Origin of the sequence: Amycolatopsis sp. 3B14 (genome assembly GCF_050958625.1) — a bacterium.
GTDB classification, from domain to species: Bacteria; Actinomycetota; Actinomycetes; order Mycobacteriales; family Pseudonocardiaceae; genus Amycolatopsis_E; species Amycolatopsis_E thermoflava.
Map to the genome: position 1 here is coordinate 49083 of NZ_JBHZEN010000021.1, position 24988 is coordinate 74070.

Sequence of the window (24988 nt, forward strand, 5' to 3'; positions counted from 1 at the left end):
GCTGCCCCGAACAGGGTAGTCGAACTCCGCCGTTGTGTCCCGGGTCACAAGGTAACCCTCCACGGCGGTCGCACCGCGTCTCAAATTGAGACACGCCCCCGTCCGGGGCAGGCGTGGGATGGGTCCATGCCCGAGGAAACGTACAACCCGTGGACGGTCGTGAACGTCGTGTTCCACCACCTCGTCGACCAGGGCCTGCACCCCACCTTCGGGGACGGGCACCCCGGCGATCCGGCGGCGGAACTGTTGCGCGCCCTCGGTATCACGCCGGAAGCGGAGGGCGACGCCCGGCAGAAGACCGCGGTGCACGACCACCTCGCCGAGCTGCGCCGATCCGTGTTCGGCGAACCTGAACCGCCTGTCTCATATTGAGACCCGCACGCGCCGGCGCGCGGCCTCCAATAGACGGTGTAGGACTTGTGCCCACCTAGGAGTGATCATGAGCCGCCAAAGTGTGGCGAGAGCCCATCAGAAGATCCAGGAACTGTCCTGGGAACCGGCCTACCACGAGCCGGTGTCGCAGTACGGGACGGACTACACGTTCCGCAAGGCGAAGAAGAAGGATCCGCTCAAGCAGGTCCTGCGGTCCTATTTCCCGATGCAGGAGGAGAAGGACCACCGCGTGTACGGCGCCGAGGACGGCGCGATCCGCGGCAACATGTTCCGCCAGGTCCAGGAGCGCTGGCTGGAGTGGCAGAAGTTGTTCCTGAGCATCATCCCGCTGCCGGAGATCTCGGCGGCGCGCGCGATGCCGCTGCTGTTCCGCACCGTGCCGAACCCCGAGCTGCACAACGGCCAGGCGATCCAGATGATCGACGAGGTCCGGCACTCGACGATCCAGCAGAACCTCAAGCGCCTCTACATGAACAACTACATCGACCCGGCCGGCTTCAACTCGAGCCTGCGCAACTTCCAGAACGACTACTGCGGCACCATCGGCCGCCAGTTCGCGGAAGGCTTCATCACCGGTGACGCCATCACCGCGGCGAGCATCTACCTGACGATCGTCGCCGAGACCGCGTTCACCAACACGCTGTTCGTGGCCATGCCGGCGGAGGCCGCGGCGAACGGCGACTACCTGCTGCCGACGGTCTTCCACTCGGTGCAGTCCGACGAGTCCCGGCACATCAGCAACGGTTACGCCACGCTGCTGATGGCGCTGTCCGACGAAAGCAACCACCAGCTGCTCGAACGCGACCTGCGCTACGCGTGGTGGAACAACCACGCCGTGGTCGACGCCGCGATCGGCACGTTCATCGAGTACGGCACCAAGGACCGCCGCAAGGACCGCGAGTCCTACGCCGAGATGTGGCGCCGCTGGATCTACGACGACTACTACCGCAGCTACCTCGTGCCGCTGGAGAAGTACGGCCTGGTCATCCCGCACGACCTGATCGAGGAGGCCTGGAACCGCATCTGGAACAAGGGCTACGTGCACGAGGTCGCGCAGTTCTTCGCCACCGGGTGGCTCGCCAACTACTGGCGCATCGACCCGATGACCGACGAGGACTTCGAGTGGTTCGAGCACAAGTACCCCGGCTGGTACGACAAGTACGGGAAGTGGTGGGAGAACTACAACCGGCTGTCCGTGCCGAACGGGCACCACCCGATCGTCGCCGAGGACGTCGACTACGTGTACCCGCACCGGTGCTGGACCTGCATGGTGCCGTGCCTCATCCGCGAGGACACCGTGATCGACAAGGTCGACGGGCAGTGGCGCACCTACTGCTCGGAGCCGTGCCGCTGGACCGACGCGGAAGCGTTCCGCCCGGTCTACCAGGGCAGGCAGACGCCGAACATGGGCCAGCTGGTCGGCTCCCGCGAGTGGGAGACCCTCTACCACGGCTGGAACTGGGCCGACGTCGTTTCCGACATGGGTTTCGTGCGCGACGACGGCAAGACGATGGTCGCGCAGCCGCACCTGAACCTCGACCCGAAGAAGATGTGGACGCTGGACCACCTGCGGCGCATGCCGGAGGTGCAGAGCCCCAACGTGCTGCTCAACCAGATGACCGACGACGAGCGGTCGGCCTTCATCGCCGACTACAACCGCCAGGGACCGGCCGGGCGGCCGGCTCCGGCGAACTGATCGCACCGCGGGCCCCGGGCGAACCGGGGCCCGCGCGCCGGGACACGAAGGGGTGTCGATGGGCGACAAGCACGTGGTGCGCTTCGAGCCGGTGGGGATCGAGATCGAGGTCGACGAGGACCAGACCGTCCTCCGGGCCGCCGCCGAGCAGGGCGTGATGCTCATGCACGGCTGCAAGGAGGGGCAGTGCGCCTCGTGCAAGTCGTTCATCCTCGAGGGCGACGACGTGGAGCTCGAAAGGTACTCCACGTTCGCGCTGCCGGATTTCGAGAAGGAGGAAGGGTTCACGCTGCTGTGCCGGGCGCACGCGTACGAGGACCTGACCATCGAACTGCTCAACTACGACGAGGAGATGATCCACTCCGGACTGCCGATCCAGACCGCGGTGGCCGAGGTCGTGGCCAACGAGCCGGTCACGCACGACATGCGCCACCTCGTGCTGAAGCTGGTCGAACCGGCCGCGCTGAAGTACTTCCCCGGCCAGTACCTGGACTTCGCGGTGCCCGGCACGGACGAGACGCGCTCGTTCTCCATGGCCGGCCTGCCGACCGACGGGCACCTCGAGTTCGTGGTCAAGATCTACCCCGGCGGCCTGTTCTCGCAGTTCCTGGACACCGGTGTCGCGGTCGGTGACCGGCTGGAGGTGACCGGGCCGTTCGGGGTGTTCACCCTGCGCGACGCGCCCGGCGCGCCATTGGTGTTCGTCGGCGGCGGCGCGGGCATGGCGCCGATCCTGTCGCTGCTGCGGTCGATGGCCGCCCGCGGCGGCGAGGTGGCCGCGCGCCCGACCACGTTCTACTACGGCGCCCGCCGCAAGCAGGACCTCTGCTTCGAGGCGGAGCTCCACGGGCTGGAGCAGGCCCTGCCCGCGTTCACCTACGTGCCCGCGCTGTCCGAGCCCGGCGACGACGACTGGGACGGCGAGACCGGGCTGATCACCGACGTCGTGCGCCGCCACGAGACGGACCTCGCCGGCGCCGACGCCTACGTGTGCGGGCCGCCGCCGATGGTCGAGGCGGCCCTGGAACTGCTGCCCGCGCTCGGGGTCGCGGACCGGCGGATCTTCTACGACAAGTTCACCACCACCGGCGACGAGTGAAGGAACAAGCCCATGACAGCGACGCAGGAACGCAGCGTGCCCAAGCCCGTCTTCACCGACGCCGAAGCGGGCGCCAAGGTCTTCCCGGACTCCGGGGCGCGCCGGTTCAACTACTTCAACCCGGCCAAGCGCAAGCAGAGCCACTACGAGGACGTCACCGTCGAGGTGCAGCCCGACCCGCGGCACTACCTGTCCCAGGGCTGGTTGTACGCCTTCGCCGACGGGCGCGGCGGCTACCCGCTCGAATGGACGGCGCTCAAGGCGTGGGGCTCGGACCGGCCGGTGCCGGAACGCGGGCCGGGCTCGGGCGGCAAGGGCTACGACTGGCCCGCGCTGGGCTGGCACGAGTTCCGCGACCCGAACGAGGAGTGGGAGCTCACGCTCTACCGCTACAACGCCAACGTGGTGCGCCAGCTCAACCAGAACGTCGAGGCGGCCCGCCAGTCGAACGCCTTCGACCAGTGGAACCGCAACTGGACCCAGTTCGTGGCGCAGCACGTCGGGGCGTGGATGCACGTCGACCACGGGCTGGGCCTGTACCTGTTCGCCAACGCCAACCGGCGCGCCCCGACGAACATGCACAACAACGCGATCTCGGTCAACAGCATGCACAAGATCCGGGCCGCCCAGGACCTGGCGCTGTACAACCTCACCCTCACCGAGGAGATCGAGGGCTTCGACGGCACCGCGCACTTGGCGACGTGGAACGACGACCCGGCCTGGCAGGGTGTCCGCGAGGTCGCCGAGCAGCTGACCGCGATCGACGACTGGTGCGAGGCCGTCTTCGCGGCCAACGTCGTGTTCGAGCCGCTGGTGGGGGAGCTGTTCCGCAGCAACCTCGTGCAGCAGGCGGCGCCGGCCAACGGCGACTTCGTGACCCCGACCCTCATCGGGGCCGAGGAGTACGACTACGCCGAACGCGACCTGCGCTACACGCGCGCCATGTTCGAGCTGCTCGTGAACGACCGCGAGTTCGCCGAGCACAACACGAAGATCATGCAGGACTGGCTGAGCACCTGGGTGCCCCGCTGCATCAGCGCCGCCAGGACGCTGCAGCCGCTCTGGTCGCAGCCCGACGCCAAACCGTCCCGCTTCGAGGACGGACTCGACCGCGTGAAGAGCCGCTTCAGCGGCATCCTGTCCGACCTGCGTCTGCAAGCACCGAAGGAGCTGGCCCAGTGACTACCCAAGTGCGCGCCGAGAGCCCGTTCAAGTCCGACAACACCGCGTCCAACATGTGCGGCTTCACCTTGATGAACAACCAGGTCGGCGTGATCGTGGCCGAGGTGATGGGCGCCAAGGACAACGTGCAGATCACCCACCTGCCGTCGATGATCCGCGTGGACGCCCGCAACCGGATGGACGTGGTCTACAGCGAGATCGACGAGGCCGCCGGCGAGGAGGAGGGCTGGTTCAACTCCGCCGAGTTCGAGGAGAGCATGTCCACCCACTACGGCCGGATGGTGCACCTGGACGACCGCACGATCATGTTCGCCAACCCCGAGGACGCGGCCGAGTACCTCGACTTCGACCTCAAACCGATTCGCTGACGCCGACCACCACAACGGAGTGAGGGCAGGAGAATGTACGAAAAGGACGGCGAGAAGTACTTCGTGGTCGATGGGCACACCCACTTCTGGGACGCCAGCCCGGAGAACTGGGTCGAGGGGCAGGAGGAGTACGCCAAGGGCTGGATCGAATGTTTCCACGCCTACCAGGGCCTCGGCCCGGCGGACACGCACTGGCCGATCGACCGGTTCCAGAAGTACTCCGAGGAACTGATGATGCACGACCTGTTCGAGGCCGGGCACGTCGACGTCGCGATCTTCCAGCCGACGAACCTGCGGCAGTGGTACAAGAACGGCTTCAACACGACCGAAGTCGACGCGGCGCTGGCCGAGAAGCACCCTGGCAAGTTCCTCGTCAACACCTACTTCGACCCGCGTGAGGGCGACGCGGGCATGAAGGCGTTCGAGGAACGCGTCAAGCGCTACGGCTGCAAGGGCGTCAAGCTCTACACCGCCGAGTGGCTGGGCGACTCCCGCGGCTGGAGCCTGAAGGACCCGGAGGCGTTCCGCTACCTGGAGAAGTGCGAGGAGCTGGGCGTCAAGAACATCCACGTGCACAAGGGCCCGACGATCTGGCCGCTGGACAAGGACGCGTTCGACATGTCCGATGTGGACCGCGCATCGACCAGCTTCCAGGGGCTCAACTTCATCGTCGAGCACGTCGGTCTCCCGCGCATCGAGGACTTCTGCTTCATGGCCACGCAGGAGCGCAACGTCTACGCCGGCCTCGCGGTCGTCGTCGGCGGGCTCATGCACGCCCGGCCGAAGTTCTTCGCGAAGGTGATGGGCGAGCTGATGTTCTGGCTCGGCGAGGACAAGCTGATCTTCGGCGCCGACTACGCGATCTGGGAGCCGAAGTGGCAGGTCGAAGGCTTCGTCGACTGGCAGATGCCCGCCGACGAGGAGCTGTCCGACTTCGCGCCGCTGACGGTGGAGCAGAAGAAGAAGATCCTCGGACTCAACGCCGCCCGGCTCTACGACATCGACGTGCCCGCGGAGCTCCGGCTCGAGGCGCCGAAGGTGGTCGAGCCCGTCGGCGTGCCGAACCCGTGACCGCCATCGAGGAGGTCCGCGCGTGCCACGCCGCGGTGTGGCACGCGCTCGGCACGGTCCGCGATCCCGAGCTGGACGAGCCGCTCACCGACCTCGGGTTCGTCGCGCGATGCGAGGTGGACGGCGGCCGGGCGGCGGTGGAGCTGCGGTTGCCGACCTACTTCTGCGCGCCGAACTTCGCGTTCCTGATGGTCGCCGACGCCTACGACGCCGTGTCCGCGGTGCCCGGCGTCCGGAGCGTCGAGGTGCGCCTGGTCGACCACTTCGCGGCCGAGGCGATCAACCGGGGCGTCGCGGCGCGGGCGGGGTTCGTCGCCTCCTTCGCGGGCGAGGCGGTGAACGAGCTGGACGAGCTGCGGGCCACGTTCGTCCGCAAGGCGGTGCTGGCCGGCACCGACCGGGTCTGCCGGGCGCTGATGAAGTCCGGAGTGGACGGTGACCGGCTGGCACGGATGACGCTGGGCGAGGTACCCGCGAGCCAGGACCGGGAACGGCTCCGGGCCAGGCGCCGGGAACTCGGGCTGCCGTGCGGGGACGGTGACCCGCTGCTGGTCGACCCGGAGACCGGCGAGGCGGTGCCACCGTCGGACGCGGCGCGGCACCTGGGATTCGCGCGGCTGACGCGGGCCGGCCAGGAGGCCAACTCCGGGGTCTGCCGGGACATGCTGCGCGTGCGGTACCCGCACATCGGAGAACAGGAGGGCGCACGATGAAAGCGGTGCGGCTGCACGCCTACCACCAGCAGCCGGTGATCGAGGACGTTCCGGAGCCGCAGGCCAAGGAGCCCTTCGACGTCGTGGTGAAGATCGGTGGCGCGGGCGTGTGCCGGACCGATCTGCACATCATCGAGGAGCAGTGGGCGGAGAAGTCCGGTGTCACGCTGCCCTACACGATCGGGCACGAGAACGCGGGCTGGGTGCACGAGATCGGGCCGGGCGTGACCAACGTGGCGGTCGGCGACACGGTGATCCTGCACCCGACGCCGACCTGCGGGCTGTGCCACGCCTGCCGCGCGGGCAACGACATGCACTGCGAGAACTCGGTCTTCCCCGGCATCGACTCCGACGGCGGGATGGCCGAGTACCTGCTCACCTCCGCGCGGGCGTGCATCAAGCTCGACCCCAGCACGCAGCCCGCGGACGTCGCGGCGCTCGCGGACGCCGGCATCACCGCCTACCACGCGGTGCGCAAGGCGGTGCCGCAGCTGTACCCGGGCACGGTGTGCGTCGTCAACGGCGCCGGCGGGCTGGGGCACATCGGCATCCAGTCGCTGCGCGCGCTGACCGCGGCCACCGTGGTGGTCGTCGACCGCAACGCCGAAGCGCTCGAGCTCGCGGCCGAGCTCGGCGCGGACCACACGGTGCAGGCCGACGGCAAGCAGGTCGACGCTGTGCTGGACCTGACCGGCGGCAACGGCGCCGAGGTCGTGCTCGACTTCGTCGCCGAGCAGGGCGCCCAGCAGGACGCCTTCGCGATGACCCGGCGCAACGGCTCGCACTTCGTCATCGGATACGGCAGCAACATCGACATCCCGACGATCGACATCATCTCCACCGAGCGCAACGTGATCGGCAACCTGGTCGGCACCTACAACGACCTGGTGGAGCTGATGGTGCTGGCGCAGGCCGGGAAGGTCACGCTGCACACGAAGAAGTACCCGCTGGACGCGGCACTCGACGCGCTGGCCGATCTGGACGCCGGCCGCGTGCGGGGCCGGGCGATCCTCACCCCCTGACCACTCGCAGCGGAGGAGTGACGAAACGATGGCGAAGGAACTGCGGTTCGGCGCGGACGCCCGGGACCTGCTGCTGTCCGGTGTGGACAAGCTGGCCGAGGCGGTGAAGTCGACGCTGGGCCCCAAGGGGCGCAACGTGATCATCGAGAAGATCACCGGTTCGCCGGTGGTCACCAACGACGGCGTCACCATCGCCCGGGAGATCCACCTGAAGAACCAGTTCGAGAACATGGGCGCGCAGCTGGTCAAGGAAGCCGCGATCAAGACCAACGACGTGGTCGGCGACGGGACCACCACGGCGACGGTGCTCGCCCAGGCCATCGTGCGGGAGGGCATGGCGGCGATCGCGCGCGGCGGCAACCCGGTGCTGGTCAAGCGCGGCATCGACCACGCCGTCGGCCGTCTCGTCGAGCACCTGGAGAAGGTCGCGCACCCGGTGGTCACCGAGCACGACTACGCCCGGGTCGCGGCCATCTCCGCCAACGACGACGACGCAGTCGGCGCGGTCATCGCGAAGGCGCTGCACACCGTCGGCGACACCGGCGTGGTCACCGTCGAGGAGGCCCCGCGGATCGGGATGACCGTCGACTTCGTGGAGGGGTTCGAGTTCGACAACGGCTACCTCTCGCCGTACCTGGTCACCGACCCCGGGCGGCTGGAGGCGGTGCTCGACGAGCCCTACATCCTCATGTGCAGCGAGAAGATCACCAAGGTGCAGCAGCTGATGCCGTTGCTGGACAAGGTGATGCGCGCGCCGCGGCCCCTGGTGGTGATCGCCGAGACGGTCGAGGGCACCGCGCTGAGCATGCTCGTGCACAACCACGTCAACGGCACCTTCCAGGCGTGCGCGATCCGGGCGCCCGGTTTCGGTGACCGGCGGCTGCACAAGCTGGAGGACCTCGCCGCGGTCGTCGGGGGCGCGGTGCTGTCCCGGCAGTCCGGGTTCACGCTGGAGACGATGACGCTGGAGCACCTCGGGCGGGCCCGGCAGGTGCGGGTGACCGAGAACAAGACCACCATCGTCGGCGGGGCGGGGTCCGCCGACGACGTCGAGTTCCGCGTCACCCAGCTGCGGGCGGAGCTGGAGCGCGCCCAGTTCGGGGTGGACGAGGACGTCCTGACCGAACGCATCGGCGCGCTGACCGGGAAGGTCGCGATGATCCACGTCGGCGCGGCCACCCCGGCCGAGCTGAAGGAGTTGCAGCATCGGGTCGAGGACGCGTTGTCCGCGACCAGGGCGGCGATGGCGGAGGGCATCGTCGCCGGTGGCGGGGCGGCGTTGCTGCACGCCGAGAAGGTGCTGGCCGACACCGGCCTGGCCGGTGACTACGCCACCGGGGCGGAGATCGTGCGGCGGACGCTGGCCGAACCGGCGCGGCTGATCGCGGCCAACGCCGGCTACCCGGCCGACGAGGTGGTGGCGCGCACGCGCGACCTCGGCCAGGACGAGGGTTTCGACGCGTTGCTCGACCGCTACGGCAACATGATCGAGATGGGGATCATCGATCCCCTGCGGGTGTGCCGCTCGGCGCTGCAGAACGGCGCCTCGGTGGCCGGGCTGCTGCTCACGACCAACTCGCTGGTCGCCGAGGAGCAGACCCCGTGGGGCGGCAGCCCCGCGCTGATGACCGAGTTCGGTCCGCTGGACGAGGGGCTGCACCAGCCCTCGCCCGATTCCTCTACGCCGCAGTCGCTCGGGATGGGCCCGTCGGTGGGCTGATCCCGTGCCCGTGAGGTGGAACGTCATGTCAGAGACAACGCACAGCACCAACGTCCATCCGGAATCCGTTCCCCACGTCCAGGACCTGCGGGCGATCGTCGAAGCTCCCGGTCACCCGGCGAGCGTCGTGGTCGGCGCGGGCGGAGATCCGCTGATCCTGGCCCTGCCGATCTTCGCGGTCGGGTCGCTGGCACTGGGCATCGCGCTGACCGGGGTGATGCTCCCGCTGGCCGCGCTCGGCGCGGTGCTGCCGATCGTGCTCTTCGCGACCGGCGTCGGGCTGATCATCTCAACGGTGTGGGCGGTGCTGCTGGGGCAGACGATGGTCGCCGGCATCACCGGCACGTTCGGCGGGTTCTGGCTGAGCCTGGGCGGGTTGCTGCTCGGCCTGACGCACAACTGGTTCGGGCTGCGGCCCGAGGTGGCGGTCCAGACGCAGGAGATGTTCTTCATCTGCTGGGCGTGCCTGTTCGTGTTCCTCCTCGTGCCGTGCCTGCGGTTGCCCGCGGTCTACCCGCTGATCGTCGGGCTCGTGGTGGCCGCGCTGGCACTGGGCGCGACGGCGCTGCACGTGGGCGACGCGTCCCTGTTCAAGTTCTCCGGATACGTGGTCCTGGCGTTCGCCGCGCTGGGGTTCTACGCCTTCGTCAACGTCGGGCTCACCGCGATGGGAGCCCGCAAACCCTTCCCGCCGCTGGGCAGGCCGCTGCTGTCCTGACGGTGGTCGCGAGCGTGCGCCGGGAGCCGGCCGCGACTCCCGGCACACGCGCCCATCAGGCTCCGGGCAGCGGCACCCGCAGGCTGGACGTCCCGGTGAGGTCCAGCCACGCCGCGTCCGGGCCGCGCACCAGCTTCAGCACCACCGCGTCGCAGCCGGCGCAACGGGCCACCAGGCCCGGCGCGTGCCGGTAGACGCGCAGCGACGCGACCGCGTCGACGCGGCCGCAGGCCACGCAGCGGGTCGTGGCGGCGGTGATGTCCACGGCGAAAATCTCGCCGGCCGGGCCGGCCAGGACGTTGCCGTCTTCGAAGGGCTCGCTCATGTCAGCTCCCGCTGGGCCCGAAGCGTTCGGTCTTGACGCGCCGCGGATCGTGGCCGAGCGCGACGAGCACGTTGGCCACCGCCTCGACGAACCCGGTGGGCCCGCAGACGAAGCACTGCGGCGCGAACTCCGCGGGCCAGCCGGCGGTGTTGACGTCGGCCACCCCGATCCGGTGCGGCTCGCCCGGCCAGTCCGCCGGGCCCTTGCGCGAGTAGACGAACGTGACGTCCAGCCCGGCCTCCGGGCGGCGCAGCTCGCCGGCGTAGTACACGTCCTCCGGGGTGCGCACCGAGTACAGCAGCTTGAACGGCGCCCTGCTGCCTGCCTGGCGCCGGGCCCGGACCATCGCCATCAGCGGCACGATCCCGGCGCCGCCCGCGACCAGCAGCACCGGATCGGGTGACGCCGGCCGCCACACGAACCACCCGCCCACCGGGCCGCGCAGCTCGACGGGGTCGCCGGGCGCGAACACCTCGGTCAGGAACGGCGACACCTCGCCACCGGGCACCCGCTGCACGGTGATCTCGACGCGCTCGCCGTCGGCCGGCGCGGCGATCGAGTACGTGCGTGTGGTGCTGTAGCCGTCCTCGGCGGTGAGCCGGACGTCGACGTGCTGCCCGGCCAGGTGCCCCGGCCAGCCGGGCACGTCCAGCACGAGGGTGCGCGCGGTGGGCGTCTCGTCGCGCACCTCGGCGAGCCGTCCCACCCGCCACGCCAGCTTGCCCTGGACCACGTCAGTCCCCCTGGTAGCGCTGCTCGCGCCACGGGTCGCCGTAGCTGTGGTAGCCCGCGGCCTCCCAGAAGCCCAGGTCGTCGTCCAGCATCAGCCGCAGGCCCTTGACCCACTTCGCCGACTTCCAGAAGTACAGGTGCGGCACCAGCAGCCGGGCCGGGCCGCCGTGCTCGGCCGGCAGGTCCTCGCCCTCGAACTCGTAGGCGATCCACGCCTGGCCGTCGAGCAGGTCCTCCAGCGGCAGGTTCGTCGTGTACCCGCCGTGGGATTCGGCCATCACGTAGTCGGCGGCCGTGTCCACGTCCGCCAGCAGGGTGTCCAGCGAGACGCCGCGCCACCTGGTGCCGAACTTCGACCACCGCGTCACGCAGTGGATGTCCACCGTCGGCGTCTCCGACGGCAGCGCCTTGAGGTCCGCCCACGTCCACTCGTGCTTCTGCCCGGTCTCGGTGGTGACCGTGAAGCGCCAGTTCTCCAGCCGCACCCGGGGCGTCGGCCCGGCGGAGAGGACGGGGAAGTCCTCCACCAGGTACTGCCCCGGCGGCAGCTTCTCGTCCGCCGACCGCGCCCGGCCCTGGAACCCGGGTGTCACAATCCCCATCCGCTTCCCCTTCCTCGTCCCGCGAGTCTATGCCGTGCTTTACTAGAACGTGTTCTAGTCGTCGGGGACGGGAGGCTGTCGTGCGGTTCGGGGTCGTGTTGTTCACCAGTGACCGCGGGATCACGCCCGCCGCGGCGGCGAAGGCGGCCGAGGACGCCGGGTTCGACTCGTTCGCGGTGCCGGAGCACACGCACATCCCGGTCCGGCGGGAGGCGGCGCACCCGGGCACCGGCACCGCCGAGCTGCCCGACGACCGGTACCTGCGCACCCTGGACCCGTGGGTCGCCCTCGCCACGGCGGCCTCGGTGACGACGCGGATCACTCTGTCGACCGCGGTCGCGCTGCCCGCCGAGCACGACCCGATCACCCTGGCCAAGACGATCGCCTCGCTCGACCACCTGTCCGGCGGCCGGGTCGTGCTCGGCGCCGGGTTCGGGTGGAACGTCGACGAGCTGACCGACCACGGCGTCCCGGCCGGGCAGCGGCGCGCGGTGGTGCGCGAGTACCTGGAGGCGATGCGGGCGCTGTGGACCGACGAGGAGGCCGCCTACGAGGGCGCGCACGTCCGGTTCGGCCCGTCCTGGGCGTGGCCGAAACCGGCCGGGGAGGTGCCGGTGGTGATCGGCGCGGGCGGCACCGAGCGGACGTTCGCCTGGATCGCGCGCTCCGCCGACGGCTGGCTCACCACGCCCCGGGACCACGAGCTGGACGACAAGGTGCGGCTGCTGCGCAAGATCTGGCAGGACGCGGGCCGGGCGGGCGAGCCGCGGGTGGTCGCGCTCGCCGGGCGGCCCGACGCGGAGGTGCTCGCGCACTGGCGCTCGCTCGGGGTCACCGAGGTGCTGTTCGGGCTGCCGGACCGGGACGCCGACCAGGTCGCGGCCTACATCGCGAAGCTGGGGGAGCGGCTGCGGCCGGGCTGATCAGGCGCGGGACCGGTAGGCCCGCATCTTGTGCCGCGCCCCGCAGATGTCCATGCTGCACCAGACGCTGTTGCCGGCCGGGGAGCGGTCGTAGAACAGCCACCGGCACTCCGGCGCGCGGCACGGCTTCAGCCGCCGCGCGCGGCCGGTCACCTCGGCGCGGAACAGCACGTCGAGCAGCCGCGCGATGAGGCCGTCGACGCCCTCGCCCGCCGGGGCCAGCGCGGGACCCGGCCAGCGCGGCCCGGCGACGGTCGAGGCTGCGAATTCGTTCAGCTCGCCGGCGACGTCCGCGCCGTCCAGGTGGTCGCGCAGCGTCTCGCGGAACCGGACCAGCCGCGCCAGATCCCGCTCGTCCAGGGTCAGCTCGCCCAGTTGGTGCTCGGCCAGCCAGCCGCGGGCCGACCCGGGCGTGCCGAAGTGGTCCTCGCCGTGGAGGAAACGCGCCGAGTTGCCGAACACCTCGAGCGGACGCAGATCGTCCGGCGCGGCGGGGCGCGAGTAGGCCATACGGGCAGGTTACCTAGCCCGCCAGCCGCCCCACCGCCACGAACACGCAGACCGCCAGCACCAGCAGGTTGACCGCGCTCGTGCGGTACTCGCCCAGCTTCGCGTGGCTGATCGCCGCCCCGGTCATCACGACGGCGAGCCCGATCGCGGCTGCCGGCGTGAGCACGGGCGCGATGCCGGTCGCCCCGGGCAGGACCAGCCCGAGCGCCGCGGCCAGCTCCGCGGCGGCGACCGCCCGGATGACGGGCAGCGGGAAGAACACCACCCCGGTCTGGCCGGTGTCGAGCATCCGCTGCTTCGACTGGGTGGACTTGAGCACTCCGGACACCAGGAACAGCGCCGCGAGCAGCCCCTGGCAGATCCACAACACGACGTTCACCTGACACGCCTCCTTTCGTCTCACCCACCGGACGAGGCCGCCCGGGCTAACGTGACGGCATGGCCAACGAGGACGAGGCACGCGACTGGAACGGCGACACCGGCCGCTACTGGGCCGACCACGCCGAGCACTACGACGCGATGCTCGCGCACCTGACCCCGCACCTCCTCGACGCCGCCCGCATCGAGCCGGGCGAGCGGGTCCTCGACATCGGCTGCGGGTGCGGCACCACCACGCTGCTCGCGGCCGGGCGGGGCGCGGCCGTCCTCGGCGCGGACCTGTCCGGCCCGATGCTCGCCGTGGCGCGGGAGCGCGCCGCCGGGGTCGACGGGGTGCGGTTCGAGCAGGCCGACGTGCAGGTCCACGACTTCGGCGCCGGCTCGTTCGACCTCGCGCTCAGCCGGTTCGGGGTGATGTTCTTCGACGACCCGCTCGCCGCCTTCACCAACGTCACGCGGGCGCTGCGGCCGGGCGGGCGGCTGGCGTTCCTGTGCTGGCAGGACCTGCGCGAGAACGAGCACCGCGTGCTGGCGCTGGATGCGATCGCCCCGCACGTCGACACCGCCGATGCCGTCCCGCCCGGCCCCGGCCCGTTCTCGTTCGCCCAGCCGGGCTACCTGCGCGAGCTGCTCACCGGCGCGGGGCTGACCGGCATCGCCGTGGACGACGTCCGGGCGCCGGTCCGGCTCGGCGCCGATGCCGCGGCGGCGGCCGATTTCCTGCGCCGCGGCGCGATGCTGCGGACGATCTTCGGGCGCTACCCGGCGGAGACGGTCGAGCGGGCGGTCGCCGCGCTGACCGAGGCGCTCGTCCCGCACGAGACGCCCGACGGCGTGCTGCTCGGCGCGGCCACCTGGCTGGTCACCGCGCGCCGGCCGTGACGGCGGAGGAATCCCTTCTGGACACCGCACGCTGACTCCACAGTGGAGGAGTGGGGTTCGTCTCGCGGGCCCGGAAAACGATTGCTCCTGCGGTAAATTGGGGCAACGTGCCCGCTGATCCGCTGCTCACCCTCGGCCCGTGGCAACTGCTGTTCCTCGTGGTGGCCGGTGTCGGGGCGGGTCTGACCGGTTCGATCGCCGGGCTCGCCTCGCTGGTGTCCTACCCGGCGCTGCTGGCGATCGGGGTGCCGCCGGTCACGGCGAACGTGACCAACACCGTCGCGTTGATGGGCAACACGGTCGGCTCGGCGGCCGGTTCGCGTCCCGAGTTGCGCGGGCAGCGCGCCCGGTTGCTGCGGCTGTGCGCGATCACGGCGGTCGGCGGCGCGGCCGGCAGCGCGTTGCTGCTGCTCACCCCGGAAGGCACGTTCGCCTACATCGTCCCGTTCCTGATCGGCGGCGCGTCGATCCTGCTGCTGTTCTCCCCGCGGCTGGCCGAACGCGCCGGCCGCGGCGACGGCGGGCTGACCGCGGGCACCGCGACGGGCGCGTTCCTGGTCGCGATCTACGGCGGCTACTTCGGCGCGGCGGCCGGGGTGATCATGCTCGCGTTGCTGTCCGCCGCCTGGGCGCAGCCGCTGGCCAGGACGAACGCGGCGAAGAACATCGTGACCGGCGCGGCCAACCTGGTGGCCGCCGTGGTGTTCGCGTTCACCGGCTCGGTGCTCTGGCCCGCGGCGGCGGCCCTGTGCCTCGGTCTGGTCGCCGGCTCCTTCGTGGGACCCGCGGTGGTCCGCCGCCTGCCCGCGGCCCCGCTCCGGGTCGCGATCGCGCTGGCGGGCATGGGCCTGGCCGTCACGCTGGCCTGGCAGGCCTGGAGCTAGAAGTGCTACCTTCGCGGGCGGTGCCGAGAGGCGCTGCGACGGGCCCGGCCCGCCACGCTCGGCACCGTCTCCCGCAGCAAGGGCGCCTTCTCACCCGAGGAGGCGCAGATGCTCGTCGGACACCTCGCCGCGATCTTCCGCTACCCCGTCAAGTCCATGGCCGCGCAAGCACTGGACGAGGCCGCCGTCTCCTGGCACGGCCTCGACGGTGACCGGCGCTGGGCGTTCGTCCGGCCGGGCCAGGAGTCGAACGGCTTCCCCTGGCTCACCATCCGCAGGCGCAACGACCTCGTCCGCTACCAGGTCGTCGGCGAGTCCCAGGTTCGCACCCCGGACGGCAGGCTGCACGACGTCACCGATCCCGCGCTCGCCGCGGAACTGGGCGCCGCGCGCGTCCAGAAACTCGACCGCGGCACGTTCGACAGCGCGCCGTTGTCCCTGATCACCACCCGCAGCGCCGGTGCCGAGCCGCTGCGCTTCCGCCCCAACCTCCTGATCGACACCGACGTGCCCGAGGAGGACTGGATCGGCCGCACGCTCCGCATCGGCACCACCCGCATCCGGGTCGACCGCCGCGACCGGCGCTGCGTGGTCGTCAACGTCGATCCGCGCACCGGCCGGCGCGACCCGGCCGTCCTGCGCCGCATCGCCCGCGAGCACGACATGTGCCTCGGCGTCTACGGGTCCACTGTGGAACCGGGCACGGTCGGGGCCGGGGACGAGGTTGTCGTGCTAGCGTGAGCGCGCCAGTCGTGCCCCGCGAGGGGCCAGGGAATCCGGTGCGAATCCGGAACTGACGCGCAGCGGTGAGCGGCGACGGGCGGGACAACGGCCACTGGACCACGCGGTCCGGGAAGGCGTTCCGCCCGGACGACCCCGAGTCCGAAGACCTGCTGGCACCCCCGCCACGGGGGAGACCGCCGGACCGGGCTCCGCGCATGAGCCCTCGACGCTAGGGGCCGCTGTGCGCCGATCGATGACCTTCCCACTGCTCGCCGCCGTGCTGGCGCTGTCCGGGTGCGCGAGCACCACCCCCTCCGGGGCCACCGCGGCGGTGGTCGTGGACAACTGCGGCCACCAGGTCCGCGTGCCGGAACCGCCGCGGCGGGCGGTCGCGCTCAACCAGGGCGCGGCGGAGATCATGCTGTCCCTCGGCCTCGCCGACCGCATGGCGGGCACCGCCACCTGGACCGATCCCGTGCTGCCGCACCTGGCCGCGGACAACGCCAAGGTGCCCCGGCTCGCCGAGAACTACCCGTCGTTCGAGACCGTGCTCGCCGCCGAGCCGGACTTCGTCGCCGCCTCGTTCGGCGCCATCCTCGGCAAGGGCGGCGTCGCGACCCGCGAGCAGTTCGAGCAGCTCGGGGTGCCCGCCTACCTGTCGCCGACCGAGTGCGCGAAGGACACCAGCGGCGGCGGCGACGGCAGGCGCACCGAAACGCTGACCATGGACGCCGTCTACACCGAGATCCGGGACCTCGCGCGGATCTTCGGCGTCGAGGACCGCGGCGAACAGCTGGTCACCAGCCTGCAGGAACGGATGCGGGCGGTCGCGGGCGCCGGTGCGAACGCCCGGCTGATGTTCTGGTTCGCCAACTCCGAAGCCCCCTACCTGGCGGGTTGCTGCGGCGCGCCCGGCATCATCACGACGACCGTGGGCGCCCGCAACGTCTTCGACGACACGCGCGAGGAGTGGCCGCAGATCAACTGGGAGACGGTCGCCGAGCGCGACCCGGACGTGATCGTCCTCGGCGACCTCACCCGCCGTTCGCAGACCGCGGAGAACGCCGCCGCCAAGATCGCGTTCCTGGAGTCGCACCCGGTGACCCGCGACCTGGCCGCGGTGCGGAACAAGCGGTACGTGCTGTTGTCCGGGCAGGCGATGAACCCGACGCTGCGCACCGTGGACGGCGCCGAGCAGGTCGCCGCGGCGCTGCGCGGGTTCGGGTTCGCCAGGTGACGCGCACCGCGCGAGTCCTGCCGCTGTGCGCCGGGGGTCTCGCGCTGCTCGTGGTGTCGGTGGCCGTCGCGGTGACGATCGGCCCGGCCGGGATCGGTGTGGGCGACGTGTATGCCACCGTCCTGGCCCACCTCGGCTTCGGCGAGCCGGTGCTCTCGCCGGTTCGCGACGGGATCGTGTGGCACCTGCGGATCCCGCGCGCCCTGCTGGCCGCCGTGTGCGGGGCGGGTTTGGCGGTGTGCGGGGCGGTCATGCAGTCGCTGCTGCGCAACCCGCTCGCCGACCCGTTCGTGCTCGGGGTGTCCTCGGGCGCGTCGACCGGCGCCGTGCTGGTCGTGGTGCTCGGGGTCGGCGGGGGAGTGGTGTCGTTGTCGGCGGGGGCGTTCGCCGGGGCGGTGCTGTCGTTCGGGCTCGTGCTGTTGCTCAGCCAGACGCTGGGCGGCACCACCGAGCGCGTGGTGCTGTCCGGGGTCGCGGCGATGCAGCTGTTCTCCGCGCTGACGTCGTTCGTCGTGCTGACGGCCGGGGACGCGGAAACGACGCGGGGCGTGTTGTTCTGGCTGCTCGGTTCGTTCAGCAGCGCGTCGTGGTCCGAGGTCGGCGTGTGTGCGGCGGTGCTGGTCGTCGCGCTGCTGGTGTGCTTCGGCCACGCCCGCACGCTCGACGTGCTCGCCTACGGCCAGGACCTCGCCGCGGCGCTCGGGGTCGCGCTGACGCGAACCCGGATCGTGCTGATGTGCGTCACCGCGCTGCTGACGGCCGCGCTGGTGAGCGCCTGCGGGGCGGTCGGGTTCGTCGGGCTGGTGCTCCCGCACGCGGCCCGTGCGCTGGTCGGCCCTGGCCACGGACGCCTGCTGCCGGTCACCGCCGTGGCCGGCGCGGTGTTCCTGGTGTGGGTGGACACGCTGGCGCGCACGATGCTCGATCCGCAGGAGGTGCCGGTCGGCGTGGTCACGTCGATCATCGGCGTGCCCGCGTTCGTGGCCGTGCTGTACCGCAGCCGTCCACAATGGACGCGGCGGGTGGCAGCCTAGATTTTTTCACCACCCGAGCAGCTTGCGCCGCCTCAGGTTCCGCTACTCGCACCGCTAAGCAAGCAGCCGCCACTGGTCACCTGATCGCGTCGCGGCCGGCGTCGGTGAGTTTGGCGGGGATGCGGGCACCGGTGCCGGGGACGCGGCGGACCAGGCCGGCGTGGATGAGCAGTCGCGCGCCGAACTGGTCGCAGCAGGAGAGTCCGTCGACGTACACGTGCGGCTCGCTGCTCGCGGTCAGTTCCACGCGGCCGTCGGCAACCGCTTTCAGGAACTCGACGTCGCGGTGGCTGAGGGTGGACGCGGTCATCGCTGGCACCTTTCCGAGAACGGTGTGGTGCGCCACAGAATAGAGGATCGTTGAACAATCGAGCAACCGGGTTGACGGATCGTTCAACAATCGCTAGCGTTGCTGAGCATGCGACCCAGCTCACAGGACACCCGGCAGACCCTCATCGGCGGCGACCCCGACGACATCTCCTGGATTCCCTGAAATTGTTGAAGACCTGCCAGTAACACGCCCTGCTTTCGCCTCGATTCACTGTTAAGGCCCGCGCGGAGGGTGGGCGCGACACCTCCGGCACCGCCGTCTTGCCCGCGCTCGAACTCCCCCTCGGAGCGTTGTGGCAGGCGAGTGGCCCCCGAGTGCGGACTCCCAACTGCCCCGCGCTCGGGGGCCCTATTCGTACACCACGTAGACCGGTTGCGGCTGCAGCCCGACCACCTGCTCGGGCGTCATCAGCGGTTCCCCGTCGCGGGTGTCCTCCTGGTAGAAGAGCTTGAACCCGGCCTTGACGTGCGGCGGCTTGCGCTTCATCACCTGGTCCCAGGTGGCCTTCTTCGCCTCGGCGCTGCCGATGCCGTCCACCACGTTGATCACCGCGACCCCGTTGTGCCGCTTCAGCCCGGCGATGTCCCGCACGACCGTCACCGCCACCTGGTGGTAGACCATGATCTTCGCCGGCAGCCGGTGCCGCGCCACCAGCGAAGCGAGGTAAGCGGCCACACCGTCGAGCTCCTCGCCGGTCGTCACGCCGAACTCCTCGCCCGGCACGACGCCCGGTTCCACCGCCCACTCCGGGTCCAGTGCGACACCGACGTCCGGCTCGGTCAGCCAGTGCTCGAACGCCTTCACCTCGGGCAGGAAGTCCGCGCGCCCCGGCTGGATGTTGAGCAGCAGCTGCCCGTCGAGCGCCCGCGCGGCGTCGAGGTAGCGCTGGATGGTGCTGTCGTTCGCCCGGCTGCGGTACATGCCGTCCGGGCCCGGCGTCGGGTTCACCGTCGTCGCGATCAGCTCGACCACCGGGATCACCGGCCGGTTCCGCGGATAGGTGCCGATCAGCTCGCGCAGCTGCGCGGAGGCCTCCTGCAGATCACCGGTCATCCGCCCCAGCGCCGGGCTGCCCGGCGCGCCGCAGTAGCCGACCAGCAGGTGGTCCTCGACCACGCTGTGCGCGGCGACCTGCGCCGGGAACCCGCGCAACCCCGCCGCGGGCGCGTCCAGTGGCGCCGGCCGCCCGGAAAGCGCCTGCCTGGAAAAGAAACCCTCACCACCGCTGCTGCAGGCGACGCTCGCCGCGCCCGCCAGGGCCGCGGTGAGGAACGCCCGCCTGCCGACCGTGCTCCCCGCCATGACCACGGGATGCCCTGGTCTCGACCACTTACACACAGCAGCCGGAAAATCACTCCCCGCGAGACGGCTTCGTTACCGTCAGCCGGGCAGCAGCTCGGTCACCAGCTGGGTGAGTTGACGCAGGTTGCGGCACTCGTGCATCGGCACCACGCGGGCGTACCGCAGCGCGGCGGAATCGCCCGTGCCCCAAGCTGATCGCGCCTCCGGGTTGAGCCAGTGGACGTGCTTGGCCCGCTCCGCGATCCGGCGCACCGCGTCCAGGTTCGGGTCGCCGCCGTTGGTGCGGCCGTCGCCGAGGATCAGCACCGACGTGCGCGGCCCGACCGCGTCCGGCCACCCGTCCACGAAGCTCGCCAGCGAACCGCCGTAGTCGCTGCTCATGCCCCAGCGGGTGAGCTTCGCCTGCGTGAGGATGCGCCGCGCGAGCCCCTCCGGGTCCGCCGCGCCCGCGGTGACCAGGCCGGTGATCTCGTCGGTCAGCTCGACGAACGCGAACGTGCGGATCTTGCTGAACTGGTCCGACAGCGCCTGCACCAGCAGCAGCGTGAACTGCGCGAACCCGGCCACCGACCCGGACATGTCGCACAGCAGCACCAGTTCCGGGCGGCCGGGACGGCGGTCGCGCATCGCAGGCCGCATCGGCACCCCGCCGGTGGCCAGCGACCGGCGCAGCGTGCGGCGCAGGTCGATCTGCCCGCGCCGGGCGCGGCGCCGCCGGGTCGCCAGCCGGGTGGCGAGCTTGCGCGACAACGGCTGGATGGTGCGGCGCAGCTCGGCGAGCTGGGCGCGGGTGGCGTTGGTGAAGCTGACCAGGTCGGTCTGCGGCGGCACCGCGTACTGCGCGATCCGCTCGCGCCCGCGCAGCTCGGCGGTGCGACGGCGGGCCTCGGCCTGCACCGCCTCCCGGTAGGCGCCGATCCGGGACCGCGCCTCGCTGCGGGCGACCGCGTCGCCGAAAGCGCTGTCGTCCGTGCGGATCGCGGCGAGCACCCGGTTCAGCAGCGCGTCGGGCCGCACTCGGTCCAGCGCCTGGTAGGCCGACCAGCCGCGCATCCCGTTCGCCCCGCCGCCGCCGGACCCGCCGTCGCCGAACGAGCCGTACCGGCCGAACTGGTCGACCGCGGCCGAAGCCAGCGCCCGCAGGCGTTCCCCGTCGCCCTCGGCGAGCGCGGCGACCAGCGCCTCCCGCAGCTCCGCCGCGTCCGCGGGCGCCTCCCCGGCCGTTTCCGCCGCGCCGACCGCGACCGGGAAGTACAGGTCGAACAACGCGTCGAAGGTGCCCCGCTGTCCCGAGCGGCGCAGCACGGTCGCCGCCAGCGCGGCCCGCAGCTGCTCGCGGTCGGCCAGCCCGAGCACGTCCACCGCGGCGGCCGCGTCGACCGTTTCGCCGGGGCCGACCGGGATGCCGTGCTCGCGCAGCGAGCCGACGAACTCGACCAGCCGCTGCGCCAGCGCCGGGGAGGTCATGACAGCAGCGAGTCGAGCCGCAGCTCGGCCGCGGCCTTCCGGTGGTCGCTCTGGTACTTCAGGATCACGCCGAGGCTCGTCTCGACCACCTGCTCGTCGAGCGTGTCGGCGCCCAGCGCGAGCAGCGTGCGCGCCCAGTCGACGGTCTCGGCGATCGAGGGCGCCTTGCGCAGTTCCATCGTCCGCAGCGCGGCGACCACCCGCACCACCGAGTCCGCCAGGCGCGCGTCCAGCCCGGGCACCTTGAGGGTGACGATGTCGCGCTCCAGCTCCGGCGTGGGGAAGTTCAGGTGCAGGAACAGGCAGCGCCGCTTGAGCGCCTCCGACAGCTCACGCGTCGCGTTCGAGGTGAGCAGCACGAACGGGCGGCGCTGCGCGGTGATCGTGCCCAGCTCGGGCACGGTCACCTGGAAGTCGCCGAGGACCTCCAGCAGCAGGCCCTCCATCTCGACGTCGGCCTTGTCGGTCTCGTCGATCAGCAGGACCGTGGGGTCCGGGTTGCGGATCGCCTTGAGCAGCGGGCGGGGGAGGAGGAACTCCTCGCTGAACACCTCGTCGCGCGCCTGCTCCCAGCCCTCGTCGCGACCGGCGGTGATGCGCAGCAGCTGCTTGGCGTGGTTCCACTCGTACAGCGCGCGGGCCTCGTCGATGCCCTCGTAGCACTGCAACCGCACCAGCTCGCTGCCGGTGGCCTGCGCCAGCGCCCGCGCCAGCTCGGTCTTGCCGACCCCGGCCGGGCCCTCGACCAGCAGCGGCTTGCCGAGGCGGTCGGCGAGGAAGACGGTGGTGGCGACGGCGGTGGACGCCAGGTAGCCCGCGCCGGCCAGGCGCTCGACGACCTCGTCGACCGAGCCGAACAACGGCTCCTGCATCGGCCCTCCCTGGGTTGGTGCGCAACCCACCTATTCTGGGCCCTCGGGACCCGGCCGCGCGGCCGTCGTGCCCAATCTCACGCCGCGTAGCGGGTGACGGCCGCCAGCGCCGCGCGCAGTCCGGAGACGTCCCCGGTCACCGCCAGCGGGTCGGCAGGCCCGCGCCCCCACAGCCACAGGTACACGTCCTCCGGCGCGCCGGACACCCGCCCGTCGGCGCTGTCCGCGGATTCCGGTCGCACCACGGGATTTCCGGTGCCCGACGGCATCCGCACCGTCCACACGCGACCGGCGCACCGCACCTCGAACACCTCGCCCGAGGCGTCCACCGAGACCGTCTCCTCGGGCGCAGGCCGGTTGCCCTCCGCCAGCCACACCGTCAGCACCTCGTCCACCCCGTCGGCGGCGAGCGCCGGATCGACCACCGGCGGCAGACCGAGCGCCTGCTCCAGGTCGACCCGGTGCACGGTGAACTCGTGGGCCATCCGGCGGCGCCAGAACCCGTAGGTGCGGTCGGCGGGAACCCAGGTCTGGCAGGGGAAACTCGGCGGGCGGCTGGCGAGACTGCGGAACAGCCCGTCGGACGCGGCGCGGAACCAGCCCAGCACGTCCTGCCCCGCGGGCGGTTCCCGTTCCCACTCCAGCGGCAGGGTCTGGCTGTCCACCCAGGCGGTCACGCGGTGCGCGACCCCGCCGAGGTGGCGGACCAGCGCGCCCGCCGTCCACCCCGGACACGCGGGCACCGGGAGGTCCGGATCGGCCGGTGCGGCGAGGACCCCGATGCCGTGGATCTCGGCGCGCAGGGTGTCGAGGAGGAACGGCTGGTCGGGTTTCGTCATGACCCGCTGAACATACCGGGTGGGTGATCGTCGTGGGGGCCGGATCGGTTCCGAAGTGGACATCGCGGCCCGTCCTGTCACAAGGGCTTTCCGTCCAGCCGCATGCGCACCTGGATCGTCGTGCCGTGCGGCGCGCGGTGGGTGCGGACCAGGTCGGCCAGGTCGTTGACGAGCAGCAGGCCGCGCCCGGACAGCTGACCGCGAGCGGGCGGGCGGCGTCCGGCGAGCGGGTCGGTCAGCCGCCCGCCGTCGGTGGCGGAGCAGACCAGTTCCGCGCCTTCGCGCCACAGGCTCAGCTCGCACGGGGTGCCTGCGTGCAGCAGGCTGTTCGTCGCCAGCTCGGTGACGATCAGCTTGAGGTCCTCGGTGCGTGCCTCGCTCAGCCCGAACTCCAGCGCGTACGCGGCGACGGACCGGCGCGCGACGGACAGGTGATCCGGCACCTGGACGCGGAAGGTCACCGCACCCGCGGCCGGTTTCAGCTCGTCGTTGTACCGGGCGACCAGGTCGTCCCACGCGTAGGTGTCGCTGCCGCGCCGCACACCACGCTCGGTGACCAGTGGATGCGTCATGTGCGCGTCCGCGATCGCGTCCGGGTCGAGCGCCTTGGTGTCGTACGGGCACACGATCGTCACATCGCGGCCCGCGAAGGCCGGGTTGATGAGGGCCTCGTGCTGGGCGCACGCCGGGTACTCGACGACGGACCGCCCGTCCCAGATGGGCTCGCCGATGATGCGCACACGCGCGGCGTCGCGGTGCCGGTCGGCGAAGCCGCGCAGCACCTGGGGGATGATCCGGCCCGGGTTGCGGCCCGCGACACTCATGTCCAGCAGGTGCACGCGGCTCGCGTCGTCGCCGAGCGCCTCGCGCAGCAGGGACAGGTTGGGCTCCGGCACGGCGGCCGCCACCGGGTCGCCCGCCGCCAGGCCCTCGGCCAGGAACGGCACCAGCCCGTCCAGGTACTCCTCCGGTGAGCCGTAGAACAGGGCCTCGTGCACGAATCCGGTGCTCATCGCGGCGCCTCCACGCGGATGTCCTCGAGTTTCAGGACCTCCACGACGCTCGCCGGCCCCGGGCGGGGAGCGCGCAGAACCACCTCGGCCGCGTGCCGCCTGGCGTGCTCGGCCAGGGTCATCAGGTTGCGGTGGTCGATGAAGTCCAGGGTGGTCACGTCGAGCACGAGCCGTCCGCCCACGGGCCGGGGGTCGACGTGACCGAGTGCGCGGGGGAACAACTCGGCCGAAGCGAGGTCGAGTTCGCCGCCGAGGCTCGCGCAGCAGCCGCCGCGGGCCGAGGCGTGCAACCGGAAACCCGCGCCGTTTTCGTTGGCGCTCGGGTGGAGCGCGCACAGCAGCGCCAGGGTGGGCCGGTCCAGCTTCCGGCGGTCGTAGCCGCACAGCGCGGAAAACGGGTGCACCGCGGAGTAACCGTCCGCGAGGTGCTCGAACCGCGCCAGCGAATTCAACCGCGTGGGTGACTGCAAAAGGCCGGTGACGTTGGCCGCCACCCGCAGGCCCCGGTAGCCGTCGGCCAGCGCCGACTCGGTGGCCTTCGCGTAGAGCCGCAAGCGCACGTGCGGATCGCCGAGCGCGCCGAGGTCGTCGAGCGAGAGCACCCGCAGATCGCCGCGGCGGCGGGCCTCGTCGCCGTCCACGAGGCCGTCCAGATCCGTCATCAGGCGCGGAACCGGGCCGGTCCCGGCGTAGCAGACCCGGTGGCCCAGGGCCAGACCCTCGGCCAGGAACTCCCGAACCCGGGACCGGAACTCGGCCGGGTCGTCGTAGCCCCAGCACAGGTGGTCGTGGCAGCCGAGGCCGCGGGCGTCCACCAGGATTCCGGACCGTCTCATCGCATCGAGCGTACCGCTCCGGGGCCGGCCGGACAGTGTCCGTGGCGCCCGGCGGTGGTGCGGCCGGAGGCGCGTCGACTACGCTGGGTTGGACGCGGTTCAGAGCACAGCCGCAG

Annotated in this window: 28 protein-coding genes and 2 riboswitches; of the genes, 16 read left to right on the plus strand and 12 right to left on the minus strand. The window is 71.5% G+C overall.

The window, feature by feature from the left end; all coding sequences use genetic code 11:
* Positions 1-126 precede the first annotated feature (126 nt).
* The 10 genes from ACCP09_RS11470 to ACCP09_RS11515 all read left to right on the plus strand — a co-directional run bounded on the left by ACCP09_RS11470 (position 127) and on the right by ACCP09_RS11515 (position 9982).
* Entirely contained in the window at positions 127-372 is a 246-nt protein-coding gene (locus ACCP09_RS11470; RefSeq protein ID WP_027935441.1) for a hypothetical protein, read from the plus strand.
* A gap of 67 nt (positions 373-439) precedes the next feature.
* Entirely contained in the window at positions 440-2089 is a 1650-nt protein-coding gene (locus ACCP09_RS11475) for a methane monooxygenase (protein WP_123685807.1), read from the plus strand.
* A 58-nt stretch (positions 2090-2147) separates the two neighbouring features.
* Positions 2148-3188 (plus strand): NADH:ubiquinone reductase (Na(+)-transporting) subunit F, encoded by a 1041-nt coding sequence (locus ACCP09_RS11480; protein WP_433745660.1) that lies wholly within the window; start codon positions 2148-2150, stop codon positions 3186-3188.
* Positions 3189-3200: 12 nt separating this feature from the next.
* Positions 3201-4370, plus strand: a complete 1170-nt coding sequence (locus tag ACCP09_RS11485; protein ID WP_027935444.1) for a toluene hydroxylase — start codon at positions 3201-3203, stop codon at positions 4368-4370.
* An 8-nt stretch (positions 4371-4378) separates the two neighbouring features.
* A complete protein-coding gene (gene mimD, locus ACCP09_RS11490) occupies positions 4379-4738 on the plus strand; it encodes a propane 2-monooxygenase effector subunit MimD (protein WP_027935445.1) in 360 nt (119 codons plus the stop codon).
* A 33-nt stretch (positions 4739-4771) separates the two neighbouring features.
* The gene (locus tag ACCP09_RS11495) at positions 4772-5809 is read left to right on the plus strand and encodes an amidohydrolase family protein (RefSeq protein WP_027935446.1); all 1038 of its coding nucleotides are present in this window, start codon (positions 4772-4774) and stop codon (positions 5807-5809) included.
* Positions 5806-6522 (plus strand): metal-sulfur cluster assembly factor, encoded by a 717-nt coding sequence (locus ACCP09_RS11500; RefSeq protein WP_027935447.1) that lies wholly within the window; start codon positions 5806-5808, stop codon positions 6520-6522. Before ACCP09_RS11495 ends, ACCP09_RS11500 begins: the two co-directional genes overlap by 4 nt.
* Positions 6519-7544, plus strand: coding sequence for an NAD(P)-dependent alcohol dehydrogenase (locus ACCP09_RS11505; protein ID WP_027935448.1), 1026 nt, complete (start codon positions 6519-6521; stop codon positions 7542-7544). Before ACCP09_RS11500 ends, ACCP09_RS11505 begins: the two co-directional genes overlap by 4 nt.
* Before the next feature lie 28 nt (positions 7545-7572).
* Entirely contained in the window at positions 7573-9264 is a 1692-nt protein-coding gene (gene groL / locus ACCP09_RS11510; RefSeq protein ID WP_433745665.1) for a chaperonin GroEL, read from the plus strand.
* A gap of 25 nt (positions 9265-9289) precedes the next feature.
* Entirely contained in the window at positions 9290-9982 is a 693-nt protein-coding gene (locus tag ACCP09_RS11515) for a GPR1/FUN34/YaaH family transporter (protein ID WP_433745667.1), read from the plus strand.
* A gap of 55 nt (positions 9983-10037) precedes the next feature.
* On the opposite strand, the gene ACCP09_RS11520 is transcribed toward ACCP09_RS11515, so the two are convergent.
* Genes ACCP09_RS11520 through ACCP09_RS11530 form a run of 3 tightly spaced genes read right to left on the minus strand, consistent with a single transcriptional unit; the run spans position 10038 to position 11641 of the window.
* On the minus strand, positions 10038-10307 hold the full coding sequence (locus ACCP09_RS11520) for a DUF6510 family protein (protein ID WP_017983242.1): 270 nt from the start codon (positions 10305-10307) through the stop codon (positions 10038-10040).
* Between the two features lies 1 nt (position 10308).
* Complete coding sequence (locus tag ACCP09_RS11525) at positions 10309-11040, minus strand: ferredoxin reductase (RefSeq protein ID WP_378336039.1); 732 nt, start codon at positions 11038-11040, stop codon at positions 10309-10311.
* Position 11041: 1 nt separating this feature from the next.
* Positions 11042-11641 carry a sulfite oxidase-like oxidoreductase gene (locus tag ACCP09_RS11530; protein ID WP_433745672.1) on the minus strand — a complete coding sequence of 200 codons (600 nt, stop codon included), beginning with the start codon at positions 11639-11641 and terminating at the stop codon, positions 11042-11044.
* Positions 11642-11721: 80 nt separating this feature from the next.
* Between ACCP09_RS11530 and ACCP09_RS11535 the strand changes: the two genes are divergently transcribed.
* The gene (locus ACCP09_RS11535) at positions 11722-12564 is read left to right on the plus strand and encodes an LLM class F420-dependent oxidoreductase (protein ID WP_433745674.1); all 843 of its coding nucleotides are present in this window, start codon (positions 11722-11724) and stop codon (positions 12562-12564) included.
* On the opposite strand, the gene ACCP09_RS11540 is transcribed toward ACCP09_RS11535, so the two are convergent.
* Positions 12565-13074, minus strand: coding sequence for a CGNR zinc finger domain-containing protein (locus ACCP09_RS11540; protein WP_433745677.1), 510 nt, complete (start codon positions 13072-13074; stop codon positions 12565-12567).
* A gap of 13 nt (positions 13075-13087) precedes the next feature.
* On the minus strand, positions 13088-13453 hold the full coding sequence (locus ACCP09_RS11545; RefSeq protein WP_400984969.1) for a DoxX family protein: 366 nt from the start codon (positions 13451-13453) through the stop codon (positions 13088-13090).
* Between the two features lie 59 nt (positions 13454-13512).
* Between ACCP09_RS11545 and ACCP09_RS11550 the strand changes: the two genes are divergently transcribed.
* The 5 genes from ACCP09_RS11550 (at position 13513) to ACCP09_RS11570 (ending at position 18212) form a co-directional block, all read left to right on the plus strand.
* Entirely contained in the window at positions 13513-14334 is an 822-nt protein-coding gene (locus tag ACCP09_RS11550; RefSeq protein WP_027935456.1) for a class I SAM-dependent methyltransferase, read from the plus strand.
* 107 nt (positions 14335-14441) lie between these two features.
* Complete coding sequence (locus ACCP09_RS11555; protein WP_027935457.1) at positions 14442-15218, plus strand: sulfite exporter TauE/SafE family protein; 777 nt, start codon at positions 14442-14444, stop codon at positions 15216-15218.
* A 19-nt stretch (positions 15219-15237) separates the two neighbouring features.
* Positions 15238-15313, plus strand: a riboswitch (S-adenosyl-L-homocysteine riboswitch).
* A gap of 13 nt (positions 15314-15326) precedes the next feature.
* A complete protein-coding gene (locus ACCP09_RS11560) occupies positions 15327-15959 on the plus strand; it encodes an MOSC domain-containing protein (protein ID WP_378336036.1) in 633 nt (210 codons plus the stop codon).
* A riboswitch (cobalamin riboswitch) is annotated at positions 15949-16130 on the plus strand. Its footprint overlaps the gene before it by 11 nt.
* 64 nt (positions 16131-16194) lie before the next feature.
* The gene (locus ACCP09_RS11565; protein WP_433745683.1) at positions 16195-17178 is read left to right on the plus strand and encodes an ABC transporter substrate-binding protein; all 984 of its coding nucleotides are present in this window, start codon (positions 16195-16197) and stop codon (positions 17176-17178) included.
* Positions 17175-18212 carry a FecCD family ABC transporter permease gene (locus ACCP09_RS11570; RefSeq protein WP_400984974.1) on the plus strand — a complete coding sequence of 346 codons (1038 nt, stop codon included), beginning with the start codon at positions 17175-17177 and terminating at the stop codon, positions 18210-18212. Before ACCP09_RS11565 ends, ACCP09_RS11570 begins: the two co-directional genes overlap by 4 nt.
* Positions 18213-18288: 76 nt before the next feature.
* Here ACCP09_RS11570 and ACCP09_RS11575 read toward each other — a convergent pair whose 3' ends face one another.
* The 7 genes from ACCP09_RS11575 to ACCP09_RS11605 all read right to left on the minus strand — a co-directional run bounded on the left by ACCP09_RS11575 (position 18289) and on the right by ACCP09_RS11605 (position 24872).
* Entirely contained in the window at positions 18289-18522 is a 234-nt protein-coding gene (locus tag ACCP09_RS11575) for a hypothetical protein (protein ID WP_027935461.1), read from the minus strand.
* A 369-nt stretch (positions 18523-18891) separates the two neighbouring features.
* A complete protein-coding gene (locus ACCP09_RS11580) occupies positions 18892-19845 on the minus strand; it encodes a hypothetical protein (RefSeq protein WP_231960810.1) in 954 nt (317 codons plus the stop codon).
* Between the two features lie 78 nt (positions 19846-19923).
* Positions 19924-21312 carry a vWA domain-containing protein gene (locus ACCP09_RS11585; protein ID WP_378362404.1) on the minus strand — a complete coding sequence of 463 codons (1389 nt, stop codon included), beginning with the start codon at positions 21310-21312 and terminating at the stop codon, positions 19924-19926.
* A complete protein-coding gene (locus ACCP09_RS11590) occupies positions 21309-22184 on the minus strand; it encodes an AAA family ATPase (protein ID WP_433745689.1) in 876 nt (291 codons plus the stop codon). The genes ACCP09_RS11585 and ACCP09_RS11590 overlap by 4 nt, the downstream gene beginning before the upstream one ends.
* A gap of 77 nt (positions 22185-22261) precedes the next feature.
* Complete coding sequence (locus ACCP09_RS11595; protein ID WP_433745692.1) at positions 22262-23023, minus strand: maleylpyruvate isomerase family mycothiol-dependent enzyme; 762 nt, start codon at positions 23021-23023, stop codon at positions 22262-22264.
* Between the two features lie 77 nt (positions 23024-23100).
* Positions 23101-24036 (minus strand): anti-sigma factor RsbA family regulatory protein, encoded by a 936-nt coding sequence (locus ACCP09_RS11600; protein WP_433745695.1) that lies wholly within the window; start codon positions 24034-24036, stop codon positions 23101-23103.
* Positions 24033-24872, minus strand: a complete 840-nt coding sequence (locus ACCP09_RS11605) for an MEDS domain-containing protein (protein ID WP_433745698.1) — start codon at positions 24870-24872, stop codon at positions 24033-24035. The genes ACCP09_RS11600 and ACCP09_RS11605 overlap by 4 nt, the downstream gene beginning before the upstream one ends.
* Between the last annotated feature and the right edge of the window lie 116 nt (positions 24873-24988).